This window comes from Kitasatospora nipponensis (assembly GCF_039528135.1).
Classification (GTDB): Bacteria; Actinomycetota; Actinomycetes; order Streptomycetales; family Streptomycetaceae; genus Kitasatospora; species Kitasatospora nipponensis.
In genome coordinates this window covers 1-19,796 of record NZ_BAAALF010000108.1, presented here as the reverse complement: position 1 = coordinate 19,796, position 19,796 = coordinate 1, and the positions used below count along the sequence as shown (strand labels likewise).

The following is a 19,796-nucleotide window of genomic DNA, read 5'->3' as shown; positions in this document are numbered from 1 at the left end:
CGGGCCGCTCGCCCGGGCGCTACGGCTGGACGTCGCTGCGGCCCGCGACCCAGGCCAGCGCGTCGCGCACGCCGCGGGCGTAGTCCCGCTGCTCGTCCTCCAGCCGCAGGTCCAGCTCCCGGACCTGGGCGGCCTGCTGTTCGGCGGCGAGCTGCGCCGGACAGGGCCCCTCGGGGCCGCTGGCCTGGCTGACGGTCACCGGGGCGAGCGGACTGCGGCCCAACGCCCAGCGGTAGCCGTCCAGCGAGCCGCGGTGCGAGTGCGAGGGCTCGAAGGGGGTGTCGCCGATGTACTCCAGGCGCGCGAGCGCGCTCTCAACCTGCTCCCGGGAACGGGTCCCGACCCGGGACGTCACATCGTGGCTGGTCATGACCGCAGGTTAAGCACGGACGGCCGGCGGTGGCCCTCCCGGACGGCCAATCCGGCGAACCGCGGCGCCGCCCCAGGTGCGCGGGCCGCCGCTTCGGCTCCACACTCGTGAGAGCAGGGCCATCCGGCCGACCGCCCCCCGAGCCACGGAGGCATTCCATGTCCGAATCCATCGCTGGAGAGTCGCCCACCCCCGACCACCTGCTGCACACCGGGGCCGAGCACCCGGTCGACCCCGAGGACCTGGTGATGGCCTCGGGGCAGGACCCGACGCCGGCCCTGATCGAGAAGGCCCGCGAGGCACTGGAGCGGGACGGCGCCGCCGCCGTCGAGCGCGTCCTGCCCTGACGCCCGCGGATCCGTCGGGGGGAGCGAGCGACGCGCGGCGCCGGAATCCCGGTGGCGGCGCCGCGCCGTGTCCAGGGGCCGGTCAGCGCTCGCGCCGGCGGCGCACCAGGTGCCGCACGGCCAGCAGCACCGCCAGCACGCCCACCGCGATCAGCAGGTAGAGCTGGAAGCGCAGGGCCTGCCGGTAGACCTCGTCGATGTTGCTGCCCGCCAGGTACCCCACCGCGCTCCAGACGCCCACCCAGAGGACCGCGCCGAGCACGTTGCAGGGCAGGAAGCGGCGCCAGGGCATCTCGGTGGTGCCGGCGATGATGCCGTTGGTCTGGCGCAGCCCGTCGATGAACCGGGCGATAACCACCACCCGGCCGCCGTAGCGCGCGAAGAACTCCTCGCCGCGGTGCAGCCGCTCCTCGGTCAGCCAGACGTAGCGGCCGTAGCGCTGCACCATCGCCCGGCCACCGGAGCGGCCCAGCAGGTAGCCCAGGCAGTCGCCGGCCACCGCAGCCACCAGCGCGACGGCCACCACGGCGGCCAGGTCGAGCCGGCCGGCCCCGGCGAAGACCGCGGCCAGGATCAGCACGGTCTGCCCGGGGACGGGCAGCGCGGCGTTGTCCAGCAGCACCAGCACCCCCACCGCCAGGTAGCCGTAGTGGTCCAGGTACGGAGCCAGCGCGGCCAGCGGGCCGGGCAGCTCCGGCGTGGCGGCGGTCATCGGCAGCGCCCCCGGTTGAGTGATCCGTAGACGCACATTGTCGCAGGCCTGTGACAGAGAACGCGCAGCTTTTGGCCCGATTTACTCATCTTGTCTGCATAGGCTCTTCGGCATGTCTTCGTCGCACTCGGGATCGTTCGTCCACAAAGCCAGGCTCACCGCCAAGTTCCTCGGCGTCAGCGCGGCGGCCGGCGTCCTCACCGCGGGCATCGCCCTGCCCGCCGTCGGCGGGCTCGGGCTGGGCGCCAAGGGCGCAGTCGAGGACTTCAACAGCCTGCCGGACGACTTCACCGCGCCGCCGCTCTCGCAGGCCTCCAGCATCTACGACGCGGACGGCGGGCTGATCGCCACGGTCTACGACCGCGACCGCACGGTGGTCCCCAGCGACCAGATATCCCCGCTGATGAAGTCCGCCCTGGTGGACATCGAGGACAACCGCTTCTACCAGCACGGCGCCATCGACATGAAGGGCGTGCTGCGGGCGATCAACAAGAACGCCACCAGCGGCGGGGTCTCGCAGGGCGCCTCCACCCTCACCCAGCAGTACGTGAAGAACGTCTTCGTGGACGAGGCCGGCGACGACCCGGCCGCGGTCCAGGCGGCCCAGGCGCAGACCGTGGGCCGCAAGGTCAAGGAGATGAAGTACGCGATCAAGGTGGAGGAGACGCTCAGCAAGGACCAGATCCTGACCAACTACCTGAACATCACCTTCTTCGGTGAGCAGGCGTACGGGATCGAGGCGGCCTCCCAGCGGTACTTCAGCGCGCACGCCAAGGACCTCACGCTGCCGCAGGCCGCACTGCTGGCCGGACTGGTCCAGTCGCCGTCGGGCTACGACCCGATCGCCAACCCCAAGGCCGCCAAGGACCGCCGCGACACCGTCCTGAAGAAGATGGCGCAGTACGGCACCATCACCCAGGCGCAGGCCGACGAGGCGATCGCCTCCCCGGTGACGCTCAACGTGACCCTGCCGCACCAGGGGTGCATCACGGCGCAGCAGGGCGCGGGCTTCTTCTGCGACTACGTGAAGCAGGAGGTGCTCCAGGACCCGGCCTTCGGCACCAGCACCGCCGAGCGGGCGGCGCTCTGGAAGCGCGGCGGCCTGCAGATCCACACCACCCTGGACCCCAAGGCGCAGGCCGCGCTGCAGTCCTCGGTGACCAGCCACGTCTACGCCGGCGACAAGGCGGCGACCGCGATGAGCGTGGTGCAGCCCGGCACCGGCAGGATCCTCGCCATGGGCCAGAGCCGCCCCTACGGCGTGAACGCCAACCAGACCCAGATCAACCTGAACGTCGGCAAGTCGATGGGCGGCGGCCTGGGCTTCCAGACCGGCTCGACCTTCAAACCGATCGTGGCGGCGGCGGCCCTGGAGAACGGCATCACGCCCTCGCAGTCCTACGCCTCGCCGTACAGCATGAACTGGCCCGCGATGAAGGACTGCAGCGGCGCGCGGACCTCCACCAGGGACGAGGTGCACAACGACGCCAAGTCGCTGGTCGGCCCGTTCACCATGGCGCCGGCGATGGCGCAGTCGGTGAACACCTACTTCGCCTCGCTGGAGGCCGACACCGGCCTGTGCAACGTGGCCCAGATGACCAACAAGCTCGGCATCGAGCAGCAGGCGAACGGCGACAAGCTCGCCGTCGTGCCGTCGATGGCGCTGGGCAGCAACAACCTCACCCCGCTGGAGATGGCGAGCGTGTACGCCACCTTCGCCGCGCACGGCGTCTCCTGCACGCCCACCGCGATCACCTCGGTGACCAACGCGGACGGCAAGACGCTGAGCGTGCCGCGGGCCACCTGCAGCCAGGTGATGTCCACCCAGACCGCCGACCAGGTCACCACCATGCTCAAGGGCGTGGTGCAGGACGGCACCGGCAGCCCGGCCGGCCTGACCGACCGCGACAGCGCCGGCAAGACGGGTACCACCAACTCCGGCAAGCAGGTCTGGTTCGTCGGCTACACCCCCGAGCTGGCCGGCGCCACCGTGGTCAGCGACACCGACGCCCCCACCTCGCTGGACGGCCAGCGGATCGGCGGCAAGGTCGTCGACCAGGCCTTCGGCGGCACGCTGGCCGGCCCGATCTGGCGCGACGCCATGTCGGGCGCGCTCAAGGGCACCGCGCCGGGGCAGCTCGCGGACGTACCGCTGAACTGACCCGTCGTCGTGCGGACGGGTACCGCCCGGGTGCTACTCGATGACCAGCTCGACCGGGACGTTGCCGCGGGTGGCCTTGGAGTACGGGCAGACCTGGTGGGCCTGCTCGACCAGCGTGCGGCCCAGGTCGCCCTGCAGCGCGTCGGGCAGCTCGACCCGGAGCACCACGGAGAGCGCGAAGCTGGTCTCGTCCTTGTCCAGGGCCACCTCGGCGGTCACCGCGACCTCGCTGGTGTCGACCTTGGCGGCGCGGCCGACCAGGCCCAGGGCGCTGGCGAAGCAGGCCGCGTAGCCGCCGGCGAAGAGCTGCTCGGGGTTGGTGCCCTCGCCGTTGCCGCCGAGCACCTTCGGCAGTGCCAGCTGGACGTCGAGCTTGCCGTCGGAGCTCACGGCACGCCCCTCGCGGCCGTGGGTGGCGGTGGCGACGGCAGTGTACAGGGCGGTCATGGCGGGCTCCTCGGGTCGGGTCGGGCATCACGTCGGTGGCCGGAGCGGCTGTGCTGCGACCGCTTCCGACACCAGAATGACATCACACAATTGAGTTGGGCACAACTAAATCGTCGACAACTAGATGTTACGCTGACCACATGAGCGTCGGCCTGCCCGAAGACGAGTACCTCCGCCTGGACAACCAGGTCTGCTTCGCCCTGCACGCGGCCTCACGCGCCTTCAACGGCCTCTACCGGGACCTGCTCAAGGACCTCGGGCTCACCTACCCGCAGTACCTGGTGATGCTCGTCCTCTGGGAGCACGGCGAGCTGCCGGTCAAGCGGATCGGCGAGCACCTGCGCCTGGACTCCGGCACCCTCTCCCCCCTGCTCAAGCGGCTGGAGGCCGCCGACCTGGTGCGCCGCGAACGCAGCGCCGCGGACGAGCGCTCGGTGGTCGTCCACCTCACCGCCGCCGGCGTCACCCTGCGCGAGCAGGCCCTGCTGATCCCGGGCCGGATCGCCGCCGCCACCGGCCTGGGCGCCGAGGACATCGGCGACCTGCGCCGCCGCGTCGACCGGCTGACCGCCGCCCTCGACGGTGCCACCGGCGCCGCCGCCCTCGACGGCGGACCGGCGACCTGCGCCTGAGGGCCACCGCCGCCACCACGCCCACCGCCACATCCACCGCCACCCTGCCGCAGGCCCGTCCGGGCTCGCCGGAGTGTCGCTTGACACGGGTTCCCGGGTGGTCGAGCATCCTCTTGATGGAAATGGCTTTCATTTCCATCAAGTCGCAGGCCGACCGAACGGAGCCCCTCATGTCCCTCGACGTCTCCCCCGCCCTGCTCGCCCGGGCCGAGGCCGGTGAGGTCGACGACGCCGACTTCGCCGACACGGTGCGCACCTCGCTCCCCTACGCCTACCGGACGGTGGCCGACCTCGTCGCCGAACTGGCCGAGAACGGCGGCCCGTTCGCCGACAGCAACGTGCCGCCGCCGTCGGACGCCGAGCGCGGACAGCTGCTGCGGGCCCTGGCCAGCGACGCGATCCGGGGCAACCTGGAGCGGCACTTCGGGGTCCGCCTGGCGTTCATGAACTGCCACCGGGTCGCGGTCTTCCCGCTGGGCGGGGAGCGGAGCGAGGAGCACCGGGCGTTCACCTCGACCCGCTCGCAACTGCTCAACCAGGTCCCGGAACTGCGGAGCTGCTGAGCGCGCGCCCGGGAACGGCACGGGGACGCGGACGGGCCCCGCAGGCGGCCGGTGAGGCGGCCTGCGGGGCCCGTGCTGCGTGCTGCGGGTGGGGCGGGGGTGGGTCAGGCGGTGGTGCCGGGGCGGGCGGCCGCGACGGCGGCGCCCAGGGCCTCCTTGATGCGGGGGCCGAGCCGGGCGAACCCGAGCTCCTTCATGGTGGCGCGCAGGAGCTCGTCGTCGGTGCGCTGCACGAAGTCGCTGTCGATCCAGCGGACCAGGGCGAGCAGCTCCTCGGCGCTGTAGGCGGTGATCGGACGCCCCGCCGTGACCTCCGGCCGCCGCGGCCGCCGCACCCGCGCCACGGGGGCGGGGGTCTCCTCGACGACGGGGACGACGGGCTCGGGCTCGACGACGGCCTCGACCTCGGGCTCCGCCTCGACGACGGGGACGACGGGCTCGACCTCGACCTCGGGCTCGGCGACTGCCTCGGCCACGACCTCGGGCTCCGCCTCGACGACGGGCTCGACGACGACCTCGACCTCGGCGACCGGCTCCACCACCGGTTCGACGACGACCTCGGGCTCGACCTCGGCGACGACCTCGACCTCGGGCTCGACGACCGGCTCGGGCTCGACGGCCGCCTCGACCTCGACCGCAACCTCGACCTCGGGCTCCGCCTCGACGACCGGCTCGGCGACAGCCTCGACCTCGACCTCGGCGACGACCTCGACCTCGGGCTCCGCCTCAACTACCGGCTCGGCGACAGCCGCAACCTCGACCTCCGGCTCCTGCACCGCCTCCGGCTCGGCGACGGCGGCGTCGGAGTCCACGGACTGGGCCGGGATGATGATCTGCTCAACTACGGCCTCAGCCTCGTCCTCAGCAGCCGCCTCCACCTCCCGGGCCTCAGCGGCGTCCCCGGCACCCTCGGCGTCCTCGGCGTGCCGCCGGTCCTCCGCCGCCCACAGGTACGCGGCCTCGGCCGCGTTGCGGTCGGCGCCGGCGGCGGCGAGTTCGGCGAGCAGGTCGGTCAGGCCGCCGGCCTCCAGGGTGGCGCGCAGGGCGCGGAGTTCGGGCAGCCGGTAGAGGGTGCCCTCGTCGTCGGCCAGCCGCTCGACCAGCTCCGTCAGCTCGTCGAAGTCGAGCGCGGTGAGGTCGAGCGGCGCCAGCAGCCGACCCAGCTCGCCCAGCGCGGCGGCCAGCATCGCGGTGCACTGGCCGGTGAGCTCCAGGAGTTCGGCGTCCACCGGGCGGGCCCCGCTGCCCGCGGCCGGGGCGAGCGCCTGCCACTCCTCGCGCTCGGCGGCCGCGGCGACCAGCGCCACGTGCAGCGCGTCACGGCGCGGCCGGGCGGCGACGGCGAGTCGGCGGGCCTCGGCCCGCAGGCTGCGGCGGCGGCCCCAGGAGAGCTTGAGGCCGCGCTCGCGGCGCCAGCTGCCGTTGGCCGTGGCGGCGGCGAGGGCGTCGAGGTCGGCCTCGTAGGCGCCCGAGCGCAGGGTGGTCGCGGTCTCCCGCACCCGGCGCAACAGACCGACCAGGGTGGTGACCTCGGCGAGGGTGACCGGCTCGCGCAGGGCCGCCTCGGCGGCGAGCCGGCCGGCGGCCTCCCGCACGCCCGCCAGGTCGCCACCACGCACCTCGGCGAGGACGGTGGAGGCGGCGCGCGCCTCCTCGGGCCCGGTGACCGCGCCGGCGGCGGCGTACCAGGCGTGGGTGTCGGCGGCCAGCGTGAAGCCGCCCAGGTCGGCGTACCGGAGCAGGTCCTCGCGGAGGTTCGGGGTCGCGGGGTCTGCGGCGGAACCGGCGGACCGGTCCTGCGGCGGTACTTCAGCGTTCTGCACGGGGAGCACTGTCATGGCATGTCCGGTTCGTGGCTGGAGCGGCGGGCGGGGCGGGGGGACGGCCCGGGTGGCCGTGCTGGTAGGTCAGAATACGGGTGGGCGTTCGAGCCTTGCACGCACCGACCACCCTGTAGGCCACTGTGCCGCGCGCTGCGGTCCCGACGCCGCCGTGACACACCCCCGCGCGGCTGCCGCACCCCGGTCGGGCCCGTCGGCCGACCGGGCCGCGACCAGGGCGAACTGACGTGCGGTCAGCCGATGGAGCGCACCCGCACCGCCGCGGGCACCTCGCGCGCCAGCCCGTCACGGCGCCGCCGGGGAAGGCCGGTTCAGCCGGGGAAGCCGTCGAGGAGGGTGTCCAGGCCGGCGGCCAGCTCGCCGGGCGCGTCGTGGTCGGCGAAGAGCGGGACCAGCGCCCGCAGGCGGGGGTAGTCGGCGGCGGCCAGCCGGTGCAGGCCCAGCCGCAGCAGCGGGTCCGGCTCGTCCGGGTTGTCGACCACCACGCGCCGCTCCACCAGCAGGTAGCCCAGCACCCAGCCGACCAGCGCCCGGTACATCCGCAGGGTGGTGCGGTCGTCGTGGCCGGCCCGCCCGATCACCTCCAGCAGGTGCTCGTTGAGCCGCAGCATCGGCGCGGGGCGCCGGGCGAGGGGGACGGTCAGCGGGCGGGTGACGACCAGGGCGAAGAGTTCCGGGTGGGCGTCGGCGACCGCGCAGAACGAACGGGCGACCCGGTGCAGCGCGGCCCGCCAGTCCTCCGCACCCTCCGTGCCCTGCGCGCTCTCCGCGGCCGCCCGGTCCTCGGCGGCCAGCACGTCCAGCACCTCGGCGTAGAAGACCTCCACCGTGCCGTCCAGCAGCGCCTCCTTGCCCGAGGCGTAGCGGTAGAGCGCCATCGGCTCGACCCCCAGGTCCGTGGCCAGCCGGCGCATCGTCAGCGCGGCCAGCCCCTGGCGGTCCACCAGCGCGATCGCGGCGGCCAGCACCCGCGGGCGGCTGAGCCTGGCCCGGCCGGCCGCCGGCTCGGGACCGTCACCGGCTCTCCCGCTTCCACCCATGCCCGGCCTCCTCGGCGCGACCTGCCAGTCCCCCCTTGACTCCCCCGTTTCCCGGGGAGAAGCTAAGTATACAAAGTACATGTCCGACGTACGCGTACGCGCGACGTGTGTGCTGTACAGCCCGATCGGCACGCACGGTCGCCGCTCCGCGGTTCTCCCGAACGTTCTCCCTGGCCGCACAGGCCGAAAGCTGGTGACTCCCATGTCGCACAGCAGTTACGTCACGCTCCCGGACAGTGACCGGGTGAAGCGCCCCGGGGCCAAGGTCCTCGGGCCCGCCGATCCCACCGAGTCGATGACCGTGAGCGTCTACCTCCGCAGCGACCCGAACACCTCCCCGCCACCGAGCGTCCTCGAACGGGCCATGGTCCCGCCGACGCTGCGCCGCCCGCTGGGGCGCGAGGCGCTGGCCACGGCCGACCGGGTCGCCGACGCCGACCTCGACGCCGTGCGGCGCTTCGCCGACCAGCACGGTCTACAGGTCGCCGACGCCGACCCCGTCGCGCGCCGGGTGCAGCTGGCCGGCACCGCCGCCCAGATGGCCGACGCGTTCCAGGTCACCCTGGCCCGCTACCGCTTCCAGGACGCGCACCAGCAGTGGCGCACCTACCGCGGCCGCGAGGGCGCGGTGCACGTGCCGGCCGAGCTCGACGGCATCGTCACCGGCGTCTTCGGACTGGACAACCGCCCGCTGGGCACCAGCCTGCTGAGCCGTGGATCCGCCGACGCGGTCCGCCCGGCCGACGCGGCCGGCCTGCGCGGCGAGCTACCCGACGGCGCCTTCCTGCCGACCGACCTGGACGCGATCTACTCCTACCCGGCCGGCACCGACGGCAGTGGCCAGACCATCGCCGTCATGGCCTTCAACAACATGACCCCGCCCGGCTTCCACTCCGGCGGCTACCGGCTGGACGTCCTGAAGACCTACTTCGAACAGGGTCTGGGCATCGCCGCCCCGCAGATCAGCAACGTGGTCGCGCAGGGGCCCGGCAACGACCCCGGCGGCGACGACCGGGCCGCCGACGAACGCGGCGACAGCACCGGCGAGATCATGCTCGACCTGTCGGTGGTCGGCGCGCTCGCCCCGAAGGCGAAGATCGTCGTCTACTTCTCCGAGTTCACCGAGCAGGGCTGGGTGAACATGATGAACGCCATCGTGCAGGACACCGTGAACCATCCGTCGGTGATCTCCTGCAGTTACGGCAACAACGAGCCCGAACCCGACCACGGGGTCGGCTCGGCCTACAGCCGGGCGGCGCTCAAGGTGATCGACGGGCTCTTCGCCCAGGCCGCCCTGCGCGACATCAGCATCTGCTGCGCCTCGGGCGACGACGGCTCGGCCGACCAGGTCGCCGACCACCGCGCGCACGCCGACTTCCCCGCCTCCAGCCCGCACGTGCTGGGCGTGGGCGGCACCCGGCTGGTGGTGCAGCCGCCGGACACCATCATCGAGACAGTCTGGAACGGGCACCAGCAGCGCGACGCCACCGGCGGCGGCATCAGCCGCTGGTTCCCGCTGCCGCCCTGGCAGACGAACGCCGGCATCCCGCCCTCGTTCAACCCGCCGCACGCCATCGGCCGCGGCGTGCCGGACGTCTCCGCGGTGGCCGACCCGAACACCTGCGTGCTGATCCCCAGCGTGGACGGCCACGACTTCCCCGTGGTCGGCGGCACCAGCGCGGCGGCCCCGCAGTGGGCGGCGCTGCTGGCGCGGATCAACCAGGCGCTCGGCGCACCGGTGGGGTTCCTCAACCCGCTGCTCTACACCAGGATCCCCAGCGGGACCCTGCGGGACATCACCGAGGGCGACAACGGCGCCTACTTCGCCGGCAAGCACTGGGACGCCTGCACCGGCTTCGGCAGCCCCGGCGGCCAGGCCCTGCTGGACGCGCTGGCGGCACTCGGCGCGCCCGCACCCGCGAACCCGGTCGCACCGGCGGCGGTCGCGGCACCGACGCCGACGCCGGCACCGGTGCACGGCCACGGCCACGCCAAGCGGCGGCCGGCGAAGGTCTGAGCGGGGCCCGCGCGGCGGGCGCCGCGAGGACCACTCACCTCCCGGTCAGCAGACGGGTTCCCGGTGGCAGGGAGCCCGTCCGCTCGGCATCCCGGAGCTCCTCCAGCAGCACCTCGCGCAGGGCCGCCGCGGCCCGGCTCAGCGGCAGCTCGGCGCCGTGCGCCACCGCGATGGTCCGGCCCAGCGCCGGATCGGCGAACGGGGTGACGGCCAGGCCGCTGCGGGCCGCGACCATGCCCGGCAGCACCGCCGGGCCCAGCCCGGCCCGGACGAAGCCCAGCACCGCGTCCATCTCGCCGCCCTCCACCGCGAACCGCGGCTCGAAGCCCGCCGCCCGGCAGGCGGCCAGCGTCGCCTCGCGGACGTCGTAGCCCTCGCGGAACATCACCAGCGGCCGCTCGCGCAGGTCCGCGACCTCGGCCCGGCCCCGGCGGGTGGGCCGGGCCGAGACCAGCACCAGGTCCTCGTGCAGCAGTTCGGTGACCGCCAGGCCCGGCGCCGGCGCCTCGCCGCTCTGCGGGGTGATGATCAGCGCCAGGTCGAGCTCGCCGGCCGCGAGCACGCGCACCAGGTCGCGCGAGCCGTCCTCGCGCACCAGCAGCTCGACGCCCGGGTGGCGTCGCCGGTAGGCGCGCAGCACGTCGGGCACCAGGCTGGTGCACAGGCTCGGCGGCGCGCCCAGCCGCACCCGCCCGCGGCGCAGCTGCACGGTCTCCTGCACCGCGTGCCGGGCGCTCTCGGCGTCGGCCAGGATCCGTCGGGCCAGCGGCAGCAGGGCCTCGCCGGCATCGGTCAAGGCGATGTTGCCGCGCGTGCGGTGGAACAGCTCCGCACCCAACTCCCTCTCCAGTGACCGGATCTGCTGGGAGAGCGAGGGCTGCGCGACGCGCTCGCGGTCGGCCGCCCGGGTGAAGTGGCGCGTCTCGGCGACGGCGGCGAAGTAGCGGAGCTGCTGGAGCTGCATCCCTCCAGGGTAGCCACTCCATAGCCACTGCCTATCGTGGCGAGCCGGAAGATGTCTTGGACGTCTGCCCGGCCCGCTTCCTACCGTGGTCGGCATGGCACTGACGACAGGGAGCGGCCGGCGAGCGCGGTCCGCGGTGGCGACCCTCTGGAGCTCGACCGTCGGCAAGAAGGCGGCCATGGCGGTCAGCGGGCTGGTGCTGCTGGCGTACCTGGTCGCGCACATGCTCGGCAACCTCAAGGTCTTCCTGGGAGCCGGCGAGCTGAACGGCTACGCGGCCTGGCTGCGCACCGTCGGGCAGCCGTTCCTCGGGTACGCGTGGTTCCTCTGGCTGGCCCGCCTGGTGCTGCTGGCGGCGGTGCTGGTGCACGCGGTGGCCGCCTACCAGTTGAGCCGGCGCGACCTGGCCGCCCGGCCGGTCGGCTACCGCCACCGGCGGCGGCGCGCGAGCTACGCGACCCGCACGATGCGCTGGGGCGGGGTGATCCTGGCCCTGTTCGTCGTCTGGCACATCCTGGACCTGACCACGCTGACGGTGAACCCGCGGGCCGAGGCCGGCCATCCGTACCAGAACATCGTGGCCTCCTTCTCCACCTGGTACGGCGGCGGGATCTACTGCCTGGCGATGCTGGCGCTGGGCCTGCACGTGCGGCACGGCTTCTGGAGCGCCGCACAGACCCTGGGCCTCAACAACCCGCGCCGCGACCGGGTGTTGAAGTTCACCGCGAACGGCCTGGCGCTGCTGCTGACGGCCGGTTTCCTCTCCGTTCCGATCGCCGTGATGACGGGAGTCGTGCGATGACCTCCTACCTGGACTACACCGTCGGGGAGCCGCTCGCCGACACCCGGGCGCCCGGCGGGCCGATCGAAGGGCGCTGGGACCAGCGGCGGTTCGAGGCGAAGCTGGTCAACCCGGCCAACCGGCGCGGGCGGACGGTGATCGTGGTGGGCACCGGCCTGGCGGGCGGCGCGGCCGGCGCCACGCTGGCCGAACAGGGCTACCGGGTGGTGCAGTTCTGCTTCCAGGACTCCCCCAGGCGGGCCCACTCGATCGCCGCGCAGGGCGGCATCAACGCGGCCAAGAACTACCGCAACGACGGTGACTCGATCCGCCGGCTCTTCTACGACACCGTCAAGGGCGGGGACTTCCGCGCCCGGGAGTCCAACGTGCACCGCCTGGCGCAGGTCTCGGTGGAGATCATCGACCAGTGCGTGGCCCAGGGCGTGCCGTTCGCCCGCGAGTACGGCGGGCTGCTGGACACCCGGTCCTTCGGCGGCGTCCAGGTCTCGCGCACCTTCTACGCCCGCGGCCAGACCGGGCAGCAGCTGCTGCTCGGCGCCTACCAGGCGCTGTCGCGCCAGATCGCCGCCGGGAACGTGGAGTTGCACGCCCGCACCGAGATGCTCGACCTGCTGGTGGTGGACGGCCGGGCCCGCGGCATCGTGGCCCGCGACCTGGTGACCGGCGAGGTGAGCACGCACCTGGCCGACGCCGTGGTGCTGGCCACCGGCGGCTACGGCAACGTCTTCCACCTGTCCACCAACGCCAAGAACTCCAACGCCACCGCGATCTGGCGCGCGCACCGGCGCGGGGCCCACTTCGCCAACCCGTGCTTCACCCAGATCCACCCCACCTGCATCCCGCGCTCGGGCGACCACCAGTCGAAGCTGACCCTGATGAGCGAGTCGCTGCGCAACGACGGCCGGATCTGGGTGCCGCGACTGGCCGGTGACAGCAGGCCCGCGAGCGAGATCCCCGAGCACGAACGGGACTACTACCTGGAGCGGATCTACCCCTCGTTCGGCAACCTGGTCCCGCGCGACATCGCCTCCCGGGCGGCCAAGAACGTCTGCGACGAGGGGCGCGGGGTGGGTCCCGGCGGGCAGGGGGTCTACCTGGACTTCGCCGACGCGATCGCCCGGCTGGGGCGGGCCGCGGTGGAGGCCAGGTACGGCAACCTCTTCGAGATGTACCAGCGGATCACCGCCGAGGACCCGTACCGCGTCCCGATGCGGATCTACCCGGCGATCCACTACACGATGGGCGGCCTGTGGGTCGACTACGACCTGCAGACCACCGTGCCGGGCCTGTTCGCGATCGGCGAGGCCAACTTCTCCGACCACGGCGCCAACCGGCTGGGCGCCAGCGCCCTGATGCAGGGTCTGGCCGACGGCTACTTCGTGCTGCCGCCCACCCTCGCCGACTACCTGGCCCGCACCCCGCTCGATCCGGTGCCCGCCGACCATCCCGAACTCGACAGCGTGGTGGGCGAGGTGACGCAGCGCCTGGAGAGGATCCTGGCGGTGGACGGCGACCGCACCGCGGACTCCTTCCACCGGGAGCTGGGCGACCTGCTCTGGAACGAGTGCGGGATGGCCCGCACCGAGGCCGGACTGCGCAAGGCGCTGGGGCGGATCCCCGAGCTGCGCGCCGAGTTCTGGCGCCGGATCAAGGTGCCGGGCGGCGGCGCCGAGCTCAACCAGGCGCTGGAGAAGGCCAATCGGCTGGTCGACTACTTCGAGCTCGCCGAACTGATGTGCCTGGACGCGCTGCACCGCGAGGAGTCCTGCGGCGGCCACTTCCGCACCGAGAGCCGCACCCCCGAGGGCGAGGCGGCCCGCCGGGACGAGGAGTTCAGCTACGCGGCGGCCTGGGAGTTCGCCGGCGGCGGCCCGCCGGTGCTGCACCGCGAGCAGTTGGAGTTCGAGTACGTCCACCCCACCCAGCGGAGCTACACGTGAACCTCACCCTGCGGATCTGGCGCCAGGCGGGCCCTGAGGCCCCCGGCGGGCTGACCACCTACCAGGTCACCGGGATCAGCCCGGACATGTCCTTCCTGGAGATGCTGGACACCCTCAACGAGGAGCTGATCCTGCGCGGCGAGGTGCCGGTCGCCTTCGACCACGACTGCCGCGAGGGCATCTGCGGCGCCTGCGGCATGGTGATCAACGGCCAGGCGCACGGCCCGGAACGGACCACCACCTGCCAGCTGCACATGCGCCACTTCCGCGACGGCGAGACCATCGACGTCGAGCCCTGGCGGGCGGCGGCCTTCCCGGTGGTCCGCGACCTGGTGGTGGACCGCTCCGCCCTCGACCGGATCATCGGCTCCGGCGGCTACATCACCGCCCCCACCGGCAGCGCCCCCGACGCGCACGCCACCCCGGTCCCCAAGGAGAGCGCCGACCTCGCCTTCGAGCACGCGGAGTGCATCGGCTGCGGCGCCTGCGTGGCGGCCTGCCCGAACGGCTCGGCGATGCTCTTCACGGCGGCGAAGGTGGTGCACCTCAACGTCCTGCCGCAGGGCGCCCCCGAACGCGGGCGCCGGGCCCGCGCGATGGTCGGGGCGATGGACGCCGAGGGGTTCGGCGGCTGCACCAACACCGGCGAGTGCGCGACGGCCTGCCCCAAGGGCATCCCGCTGAGCGGCATCTCGCTGCTGAACCGGGAGTTCCTGCGCGGCGGCCGGTGAGGGGGAGGCGGATGCCGGGGCGGGGTCGGTGAGCGGCCGGGGGCGGGGAGTAATCGGGGGCGCCCCCTGCCGCGACGCGGGCGGGTTGACCTAGGGTGCCGGGGAGAGGAATCGAGCGAAAGGCCCCCAGATGCACCCAGCCGTTGCCCGACTCGTCGAGCTCATGCCGCCGCACCCGGGGGCCGGTGACGCCGTCGACTGGGACCGGGCCGCCGAGCAGTGGGGCGGCGCGCTGCCCGCCGACTACCGCGAGTTCATCGACCACTACGGCGCCGGGTCCGTCAACAACCTCTTCCACCTCGCCCTGCCGCTGGCGGGCGCCGCCGAGCCGCTCGGCCCGTTGACCTTCGCCCGGCTGGTCGAGGACGCGTACTACCTGCTCGAACCGGCCCAGGACGGCGAGCCGGCGGCGAACCTGGGCGGGCGGATCCCCTGGGCGCTGGACATCTGCGGCTGCCAGGCGTTCTGGGAGAACAGCGACCCCGACCCGGAGCGCTGGACCGTCCTGGTGCTGGACCGGCACGGCGTCTGGACCCCGTACCCGTGCGGGATGGCCGACTTCGTCCTCGGCAGCCTCCAACGGCGGCTGGAGCCGGCGCTGATGGCCCTGCCGCTCGACGACCACCCCCCGGTCTTCCGGACCTGGCGCGAGATCGACCGCCACCGCCGGGCCGGCACCGATCCCTGGGCCGGCGGCTGCCCCTCGACCTGCTCGTAGCCGCCCCGGACCGATCCGCCCCGATCCGCACAGGCGTACCCGCCGCAGAGTCTAAGGTTCTGCGCAGGACACGGGTGTGGCGAAGGGGTGGACGTGGCACGGCGGCGGAGCGACGGGGTACTGGCGATCTGGGCGGAGGCGCAGCGGCAGGAGCAGCGCCGCAGGGAGGCCCAGCAGAGAGCCCAGGCCGCCGCCCAGCGCCAGCGCGAGCGTGACGCGCGGGCCGCGCAGCTCGCCGCGGCGCGCGGGCAGCGCGAGGCGCTGCGCGCCTACCAGCTGGACCGGGAGGCCGAGGTGGCCCGCCAGAGCGGGCTGCTGGACGAGCAGGTGGCCGAGTTGCAGGGGCTGTTGCGGGTCGGGCGCGGGCAGCCGGCGTTCACCCTGCAGGCGCTGCTGGCGCCCGTGCGGCTGCCCGGCTTCGACGCCGGGGCGCTCGGGATCCCCACCCCGATGCCGGACCAGGCCTACTACCAGGTGCCGCCGCCGAGCGGCATGATGCAGCGCCGCCACCACGAGGAGCAGGTCGCGCAGGCCCGGGCGCGTTTCGAGCACGACTGGTACCAGGCGCAGGCCGTCGAGCAGGAGCGGCTGCGCCGGCTGGCCGAGTACCGCGAGGGATACCGCGCCTGGGCCGCCGACCAGCAGCGCCGGGACGCCGAGCGGATCGCCCGCACCGAGGACCTCGCCCGCCGGTTGGGCCGCGGCGAGGCCGAGGCCGTGCACGAGTACTTCAGCGCCGTACTGTACGGCTCGGACGGCTGGCCGCAGGACTTCCCGCGCCGGGTGGAGCTGGCCTGGGACGGCAACCGCCGTCAGCTGGTCGTCAGTTGGCAGCTCCCGGAGTTCCAGGTGGTGCCCGAGCACAGCCGGCTGCGCTACGTGAAGGCGGACGACCGGGACGTCCCGGTGGCCCGCCCGGCCGCCGAGCGCAAGCGGCTCTACCGCGAGGTGCTGGCGCAGAGCGCGCTGCGGGTGCTGGACGAGCTGTTCCGGGCCGACCCGCAGGGGCTGCTGGAGTCGGTGGCGCTGAGCGGGTTCGTCAGCGGCGTGGACCCGGCGACCGGGCTGGAGGCCGAGCGGGTGCTGCTGGCCGTCACGGCGGCCCGCGAGGCGTTCACCGCGATCGCGCTGGAGCGGGTGGCGCCCGTGGAGTGCCTGCAGGGGCTGGGCGGGGTGCTCTCCGCGCGCCCCGAGCGGCTGGAGGAGGTCCGCGCGGACCGGCTGCCGCAGGCGGTGGGCAGCGCGGTCGCCGGGCAGGGCGGCGAGGAGGACCCGGACCTCTTCACGATGGACCCCATCGAGTTCGAGGAGCTGATCGCCGCCCTCTTCCGGGCCCGCGGCTACCGGGTGGAGACGACGGCCCGCAGCGGGGACGAGGGCGTGGACGTGGTCGCGGTCGACCCGGACCCGGTGACCGGCGGCAAGATCGTGATCCAGGCCAAGCGGTACCGCTCGACGGTCTCGCCCACCGCCGTGCGGGACCTGGACAGCACGGTGCGCCACCACGGCGCGATCAAGGGCATCCTGGTGACCACGGCCGGGTTCGGGCGCGGCTCGTACTCGTACATCGAGAACAAGCCGCTCTCCCTGGTGACCGGCCCCGAACTGGTCGAGCTGCTGGCCGAGCAGGGCCTGCGCGGCCGGCTGGGCCCGGTGCCGGGCCGAGCCGCTGAGGAGGTCACCGACAGCGCCCCTGCCCCCGCCCCCGCGAGCGTGCGGGTGCGGATCGACTGGCAGTCGCGGACGGTGGCCGGCGACCGGGTGGAGCTGGACGTCTGCGCCTTCGTCTGCGCGGCCGGGCGGGTGCTGAGCGACGAGCACTTCGTCTTCTTCAACAACCCCGCCGAGCCCACCGGCGCGGTCCGCCTCGGCTCCGCCCGCACCGCGGCCGACGGTCCGCTGCGCAGCGCCACCCTGACCCTGGACCTGACCCGGCTGGCCGGCACCACGGCTGACCAGGTGGTGCTCGCGGTGGCGACCGAGGAGGACCCCGGGCCGGCGCTGCCGCTGGGCTACCTGCACGGACTGGCGCTGGAGGTCACCGACGGCGCGTCAGGGGCCGGGCTGGACAGCTGGACGGGCGCGACCAGCGGGATCCCGGACAGCGCGATGGAACTCGGCTCGTTCCGCCGCACCGGCGCCGGCGGCGACTGGCGCTTCGAGGGTGCCGGGCGGCCGGTCTCCGGTGGGCTGGCCGGGCTGGCCACCGGGCGCGGGGTCGCGATCGGCTGACGTCGTCCCTGGCGGCCGACGTCATACCTGAGGAGGAGGGGTGCCCCCTCCCCCGGGGTGCGGTCAACCGTTCGAGGGGGCGACCGATCGGGCGCGGGCGGCCCCGAGGATGGGGGCAGCGGGGCATCCCCGTCGCCGCGGCCGGCGCCGCGACCACCGGCACCCCACGCCCAGGAGCCCGCCCATGACCCTGACCATGGCCCCCGTACGAGCCGTCGCCGGCGCCACCGGCCTCTACAAGGTCTACGGGTCCGGCGACACCCGGGTGGTGGCCCTGGACCGGGTCAGCGTGTCCTTCCGGCCGGGCGAGTTCACGGCGATCATGGGCCCCTCGGGCTCCGGCAAGTCGACCCTGCTGCACTGTCTGGCCGGCCTGGACACCGCCACCGCGGGCTCGGTGCGGCTCGGTGACACCGAACTGGTGGGCCTGTCCGACCGGGAGCTCACCCGGCTGCGGCGCGACCGGGTCGGCTTCGTCTTCCAGGCGTTCAACCTGCTGCCCACGCTCACCGCGCTGGAGAACATCACGCTGCCCGTCGACATCGCGGGCCGCCGCGTCGACCAGCAGTGGCTGAGCCGGGTGGTGGAGACGGTCGGCCTCACCGGCCGGCTCTCGCACCGGCCCGACCAGCTCTCCGGCGGTCAGCAGCAACGGGTCGCCTGCGCCCGCGCGTTGGCCGGCCGCCCGGCGATCGTCCTCGCGGACGAGCCCACCGGGAACCTGGACTCCCGCTCGGGAGCGGAGATCCTGGCCTTCCTGCGCGACTCGGTGCGCCGACTGAACCAGACCGTGGTGATGGTGACCCACGACCCGGTCGCCGCCGGCTACGCGGACCGGGTGGTCTTCCTCGCCGACGGCCGGATCGTCGACGAGCTCGCGCTGCCCACCGCGGCCACCGTGCTGCACCGGATGCGCCGCTTCGACACCCCCGGGCCCACCGCCGGCAACACCGCCGTGCGCAGCATCTGACGCACCACCGGCCCGGCGTCGCCCGCCGCCGCCGGCCACCGCGCCGACCCCGTAGCCCGATCGGGCAACCGGGCCCGCCACCGGCCCTACGGATGCTGACAATCGCCGATCACCTGTGCCAAGCTGCCCATCTGCCCGGTCCTCACCTCGGGCGGACCAGTACGGGGGGACAGAGCACCATGACCAGACCACAGGACCCGCCGAGCCGTCCCGGCCCCGGTCCCCGCGCCCCGGGTGTGCGCCCGGCACTGGCCGCGCTGGCGGTGGCCGGCCTCGCCTTCGCCGCCCTGGTGCTGCACCCGGCCGGCGGGCTGGTGGCCGGCGGCGCCGCGCCGCTCAACGACCTGCTCGGCCCGGTGATCCTGCTCTGCCTGGGCTGGATGCTCTTCGTCGACCGGATCTTCCGCCGCTACCGCACCGCCGTCCGCACGCTGGAGGACCTGCCGCCGCGGGCCGAGCGGTTGCGGGGCGCCGCGCTGCGGGTGCTGCCGTTCCTGGCGCTGGCCGTACCGGTCGCCCTGCTGCTCGCCTACCGGGCCTCCCAGCCACCGGCCAAGAAGAGCGCCGACGACGACGCCGGCGGTGCGGCCGTGATCCCGCACAGGACCACCGACGGGGGCGCCGGCCAGCACCCACCGCACGTCGCCCAGCACACCGGCCTGCTGCACCTGGTGGTGCTGGTCTTCGAGATCGCGCTGCCGGTCGTGGTGCTGGTCGCCGCGCTGCTGGTATGGCGACGGCTGCGCCGGGTGTCGTTCGGCCGGGTCCAGGTCTCGCGCCGGGCCGGGCTGGTGGCGGGCACCGACACCGGCCTGGCCCGGGCGGTCGACTCGGCGCGGCGGGCCCTGCACGGCAGTGACGCGCGCGCCGCGGTGATCGCCTGCTACGTGGCGATGGAGGACTCGCTGGCGGCCACCGGCGTCGCCCGGCAGATCGCCGACAGCCCCACCGACCTGCTGGAGAGGGCGGTGGCCGACGGCGTGGTGCGGGCCTCGGACGCGGGCGCCCTGACCGCCCTCTTCCGCGAGGCCCGGTTCTCCCGGCACCCCATGGACCAGACCCATCTGGCGCGCGCCCGCGCCGCGCTGGACGCCATCGCCGCCCACCTCCCGGCCGCGCCGCTCGACACCCCGGTGGAAGCGAACACCTGATGCCCGACCAGAAGCTCCCCTCCTCGTACAACTCCGCCAACCTCACCGCCCGGGCCGCCGCGAGGCACCAACGCGTCGGGCGCGGCCTGGCCTCCGCCCGGGCCGCCACGGCCCGGGGCGAGGCCCGGGGCCCCGCCGGGGCCCGGGGGCCCGCCGAG

At 74.1% G+C, this 19,796-nt stretch carries 18 protein-coding genes; 12 read left to right on the top strand and 6 right to left on the bottom strand.

Going from position 1 to position 19,796, the window contains the following annotated elements:
• Positions 1–19 precede the first annotated feature (19 nt).
• Complete coding sequence (locus ABD323_RS25700) at positions 20–370, bottom strand: hypothetical protein (RefSeq protein WP_344444324.1); 351 nt, start codon at positions 368–370, stop codon at positions 20–22.
• A gap of 158 nt (positions 371–528) precedes the next feature.
• On the opposite strand from ABD323_RS25700, the gene ABD323_RS25695 reads away from it, so the two are divergent.
• Positions 529–717, top strand: coding sequence for a hypothetical protein (locus tag ABD323_RS25695; RefSeq protein WP_344444323.1), 189 nt, complete (start codon positions 529–531; stop codon positions 715–717).
• Between the two features lie 82 nt (positions 718–799).
• Here the strand turns inward: ABD323_RS25695 and ABD323_RS25690 are convergent, their stop codons facing one another.
• Positions 800–1,429, bottom strand: a complete 630-nt coding sequence (locus ABD323_RS25690) for a DedA family protein (protein ID WP_344444322.1) — start codon at positions 1,427–1,429, stop codon at positions 800–802.
• Positions 1,430–1,541: 112 nt separating this feature from the next.
• Between ABD323_RS25690 and ABD323_RS25685 the strand changes: the two genes are divergently transcribed.
• Positions 1,542–3,590: a transglycosylase domain-containing protein gene (locus tag ABD323_RS25685; protein WP_344444321.1), complete on the top strand. Its 2,049-nt coding sequence runs from the start codon at positions 1,542–1,544 to the stop codon at positions 3,588–3,590.
• Positions 3,591–3,623: 33 nt separating this feature from the next.
• Here the strand turns inward: ABD323_RS25685 and ABD323_RS25680 are convergent, their stop codons facing one another.
• Positions 3,624–4,037, bottom strand: coding sequence for an organic hydroperoxide resistance protein (locus ABD323_RS25680; RefSeq protein ID WP_344444320.1), 414 nt, complete (start codon positions 4,035–4,037; stop codon positions 3,624–3,626).
• Between the two features lie 140 nt (positions 4,038–4,177).
• Between ABD323_RS25680 and ABD323_RS25675 the strand changes: the two genes are divergently transcribed.
• Complete coding sequence (locus tag ABD323_RS25675) at positions 4,178–4,669, top strand: MarR family winged helix-turn-helix transcriptional regulator (protein WP_344444319.1); 492 nt, start codon at positions 4,178–4,180, stop codon at positions 4,667–4,669.
• 170 nt (positions 4,670–4,839) lie between these two features.
• Positions 4,840–5,232 carry an SCO5389 family protein gene (locus ABD323_RS25670; RefSeq protein WP_344444318.1) on the top strand — a complete coding sequence of 131 codons (393 nt, stop codon included), beginning with the start codon at positions 4,840–4,842 and terminating at the stop codon, positions 5,230–5,232.
• 104 nt (positions 5,233–5,336) lie between these two features.
• On the opposite strand, the gene ABD323_RS25665 is transcribed toward ABD323_RS25670, so the two are convergent.
• Complete coding sequence (locus tag ABD323_RS25665; protein WP_344444317.1) at positions 5,337–7,055, bottom strand: hypothetical protein; 1,719 nt, start codon at positions 7,053–7,055, stop codon at positions 5,337–5,339.
• Between the two features lie 329 nt (positions 7,056–7,384).
• Positions 7,385–8,113, bottom strand: a complete 729-nt coding sequence (locus ABD323_RS25660) for a TetR/AcrR family transcriptional regulator (protein ID WP_344444316.1) — start codon at positions 8,111–8,113, stop codon at positions 7,385–7,387.
• A 202-nt stretch (positions 8,114–8,315) separates the two neighbouring features.
• On the opposite strand from ABD323_RS25660, the gene ABD323_RS25655 reads away from it, so the two are divergent.
• Positions 8,316–10,130: a S53 family peptidase gene (locus tag ABD323_RS25655; RefSeq protein WP_344444315.1), complete on the top strand. Its 1,815-nt coding sequence runs from the start codon at positions 8,316–8,318 to the stop codon at positions 10,128–10,130.
• A gap of 34 nt (positions 10,131–10,164) precedes the next feature.
• Here the strand turns inward: ABD323_RS25655 and ABD323_RS25650 are convergent, their stop codons facing one another.
• Entirely contained in the window at positions 10,165–11,094 is a 930-nt protein-coding gene (locus ABD323_RS25650; protein WP_344444314.1) for a LysR family transcriptional regulator, read from the bottom strand.
• Between the two features lie 94 nt (positions 11,095–11,188).
• On the opposite strand from ABD323_RS25650, the gene ABD323_RS25645 reads away from it, so the two are divergent.
• The 7 genes from ABD323_RS25645 to ABD323_RS25615 all read left to right on the top strand — a co-directional run bounded on the left by ABD323_RS25645 (position 11,189) and on the right by ABD323_RS25615 (position 19,638).
• Positions 11,189–11,896 (top strand): succinate dehydrogenase cytochrome b subunit, encoded by a 708-nt coding sequence (locus tag ABD323_RS25645; RefSeq protein ID WP_344444313.1) that lies wholly within the window; start codon positions 11,189–11,191, stop codon positions 11,894–11,896.
• Positions 11,893–13,836, top strand: coding sequence for a fumarate reductase/succinate dehydrogenase flavoprotein subunit (locus ABD323_RS25640; RefSeq protein WP_344444312.1), 1,944 nt, complete (start codon positions 11,893–11,895; stop codon positions 13,834–13,836). The genes ABD323_RS25645 and ABD323_RS25640 overlap by 4 nt, the downstream gene beginning before the upstream one ends.
• Positions 13,833–14,567, top strand: coding sequence for a succinate dehydrogenase/fumarate reductase iron-sulfur subunit (locus tag ABD323_RS25635; protein WP_344444311.1), 735 nt, complete (start codon positions 13,833–13,835; stop codon positions 14,565–14,567). The genes ABD323_RS25640 and ABD323_RS25635 overlap by 4 nt, the downstream gene beginning before the upstream one ends.
• A gap of 130 nt (positions 14,568–14,697) precedes the next feature.
• Positions 14,698–15,285, top strand: coding sequence for an SMI1/KNR4 family protein (locus tag ABD323_RS25630; protein WP_344444310.1), 588 nt, complete (start codon positions 14,698–14,700; stop codon positions 15,283–15,285).
• A 93-nt stretch (positions 15,286–15,378) separates the two neighbouring features.
• Entirely contained in the window at positions 15,379–17,517 is a 2,139-nt protein-coding gene (locus ABD323_RS25625) for a restriction endonuclease (RefSeq protein ID WP_344444309.1), read from the top strand.
• Between the two features lie 184 nt (positions 17,518–17,701).
• A complete protein-coding gene (locus ABD323_RS25620; protein ID WP_344444308.1) occupies positions 17,702–18,487 on the top strand; it encodes an ABC transporter ATP-binding protein in 786 nt (261 codons plus the stop codon).
• A gap of 179 nt (positions 18,488–18,666) precedes the next feature.
• Positions 18,667–19,638 (top strand): DUF4129 domain-containing protein, encoded by a 972-nt coding sequence (locus ABD323_RS25615; protein ID WP_344444307.1) that lies wholly within the window; start codon positions 18,667–18,669, stop codon positions 19,636–19,638.
• Positions 19,639–19,796 lie beyond the last annotated feature (158 nt).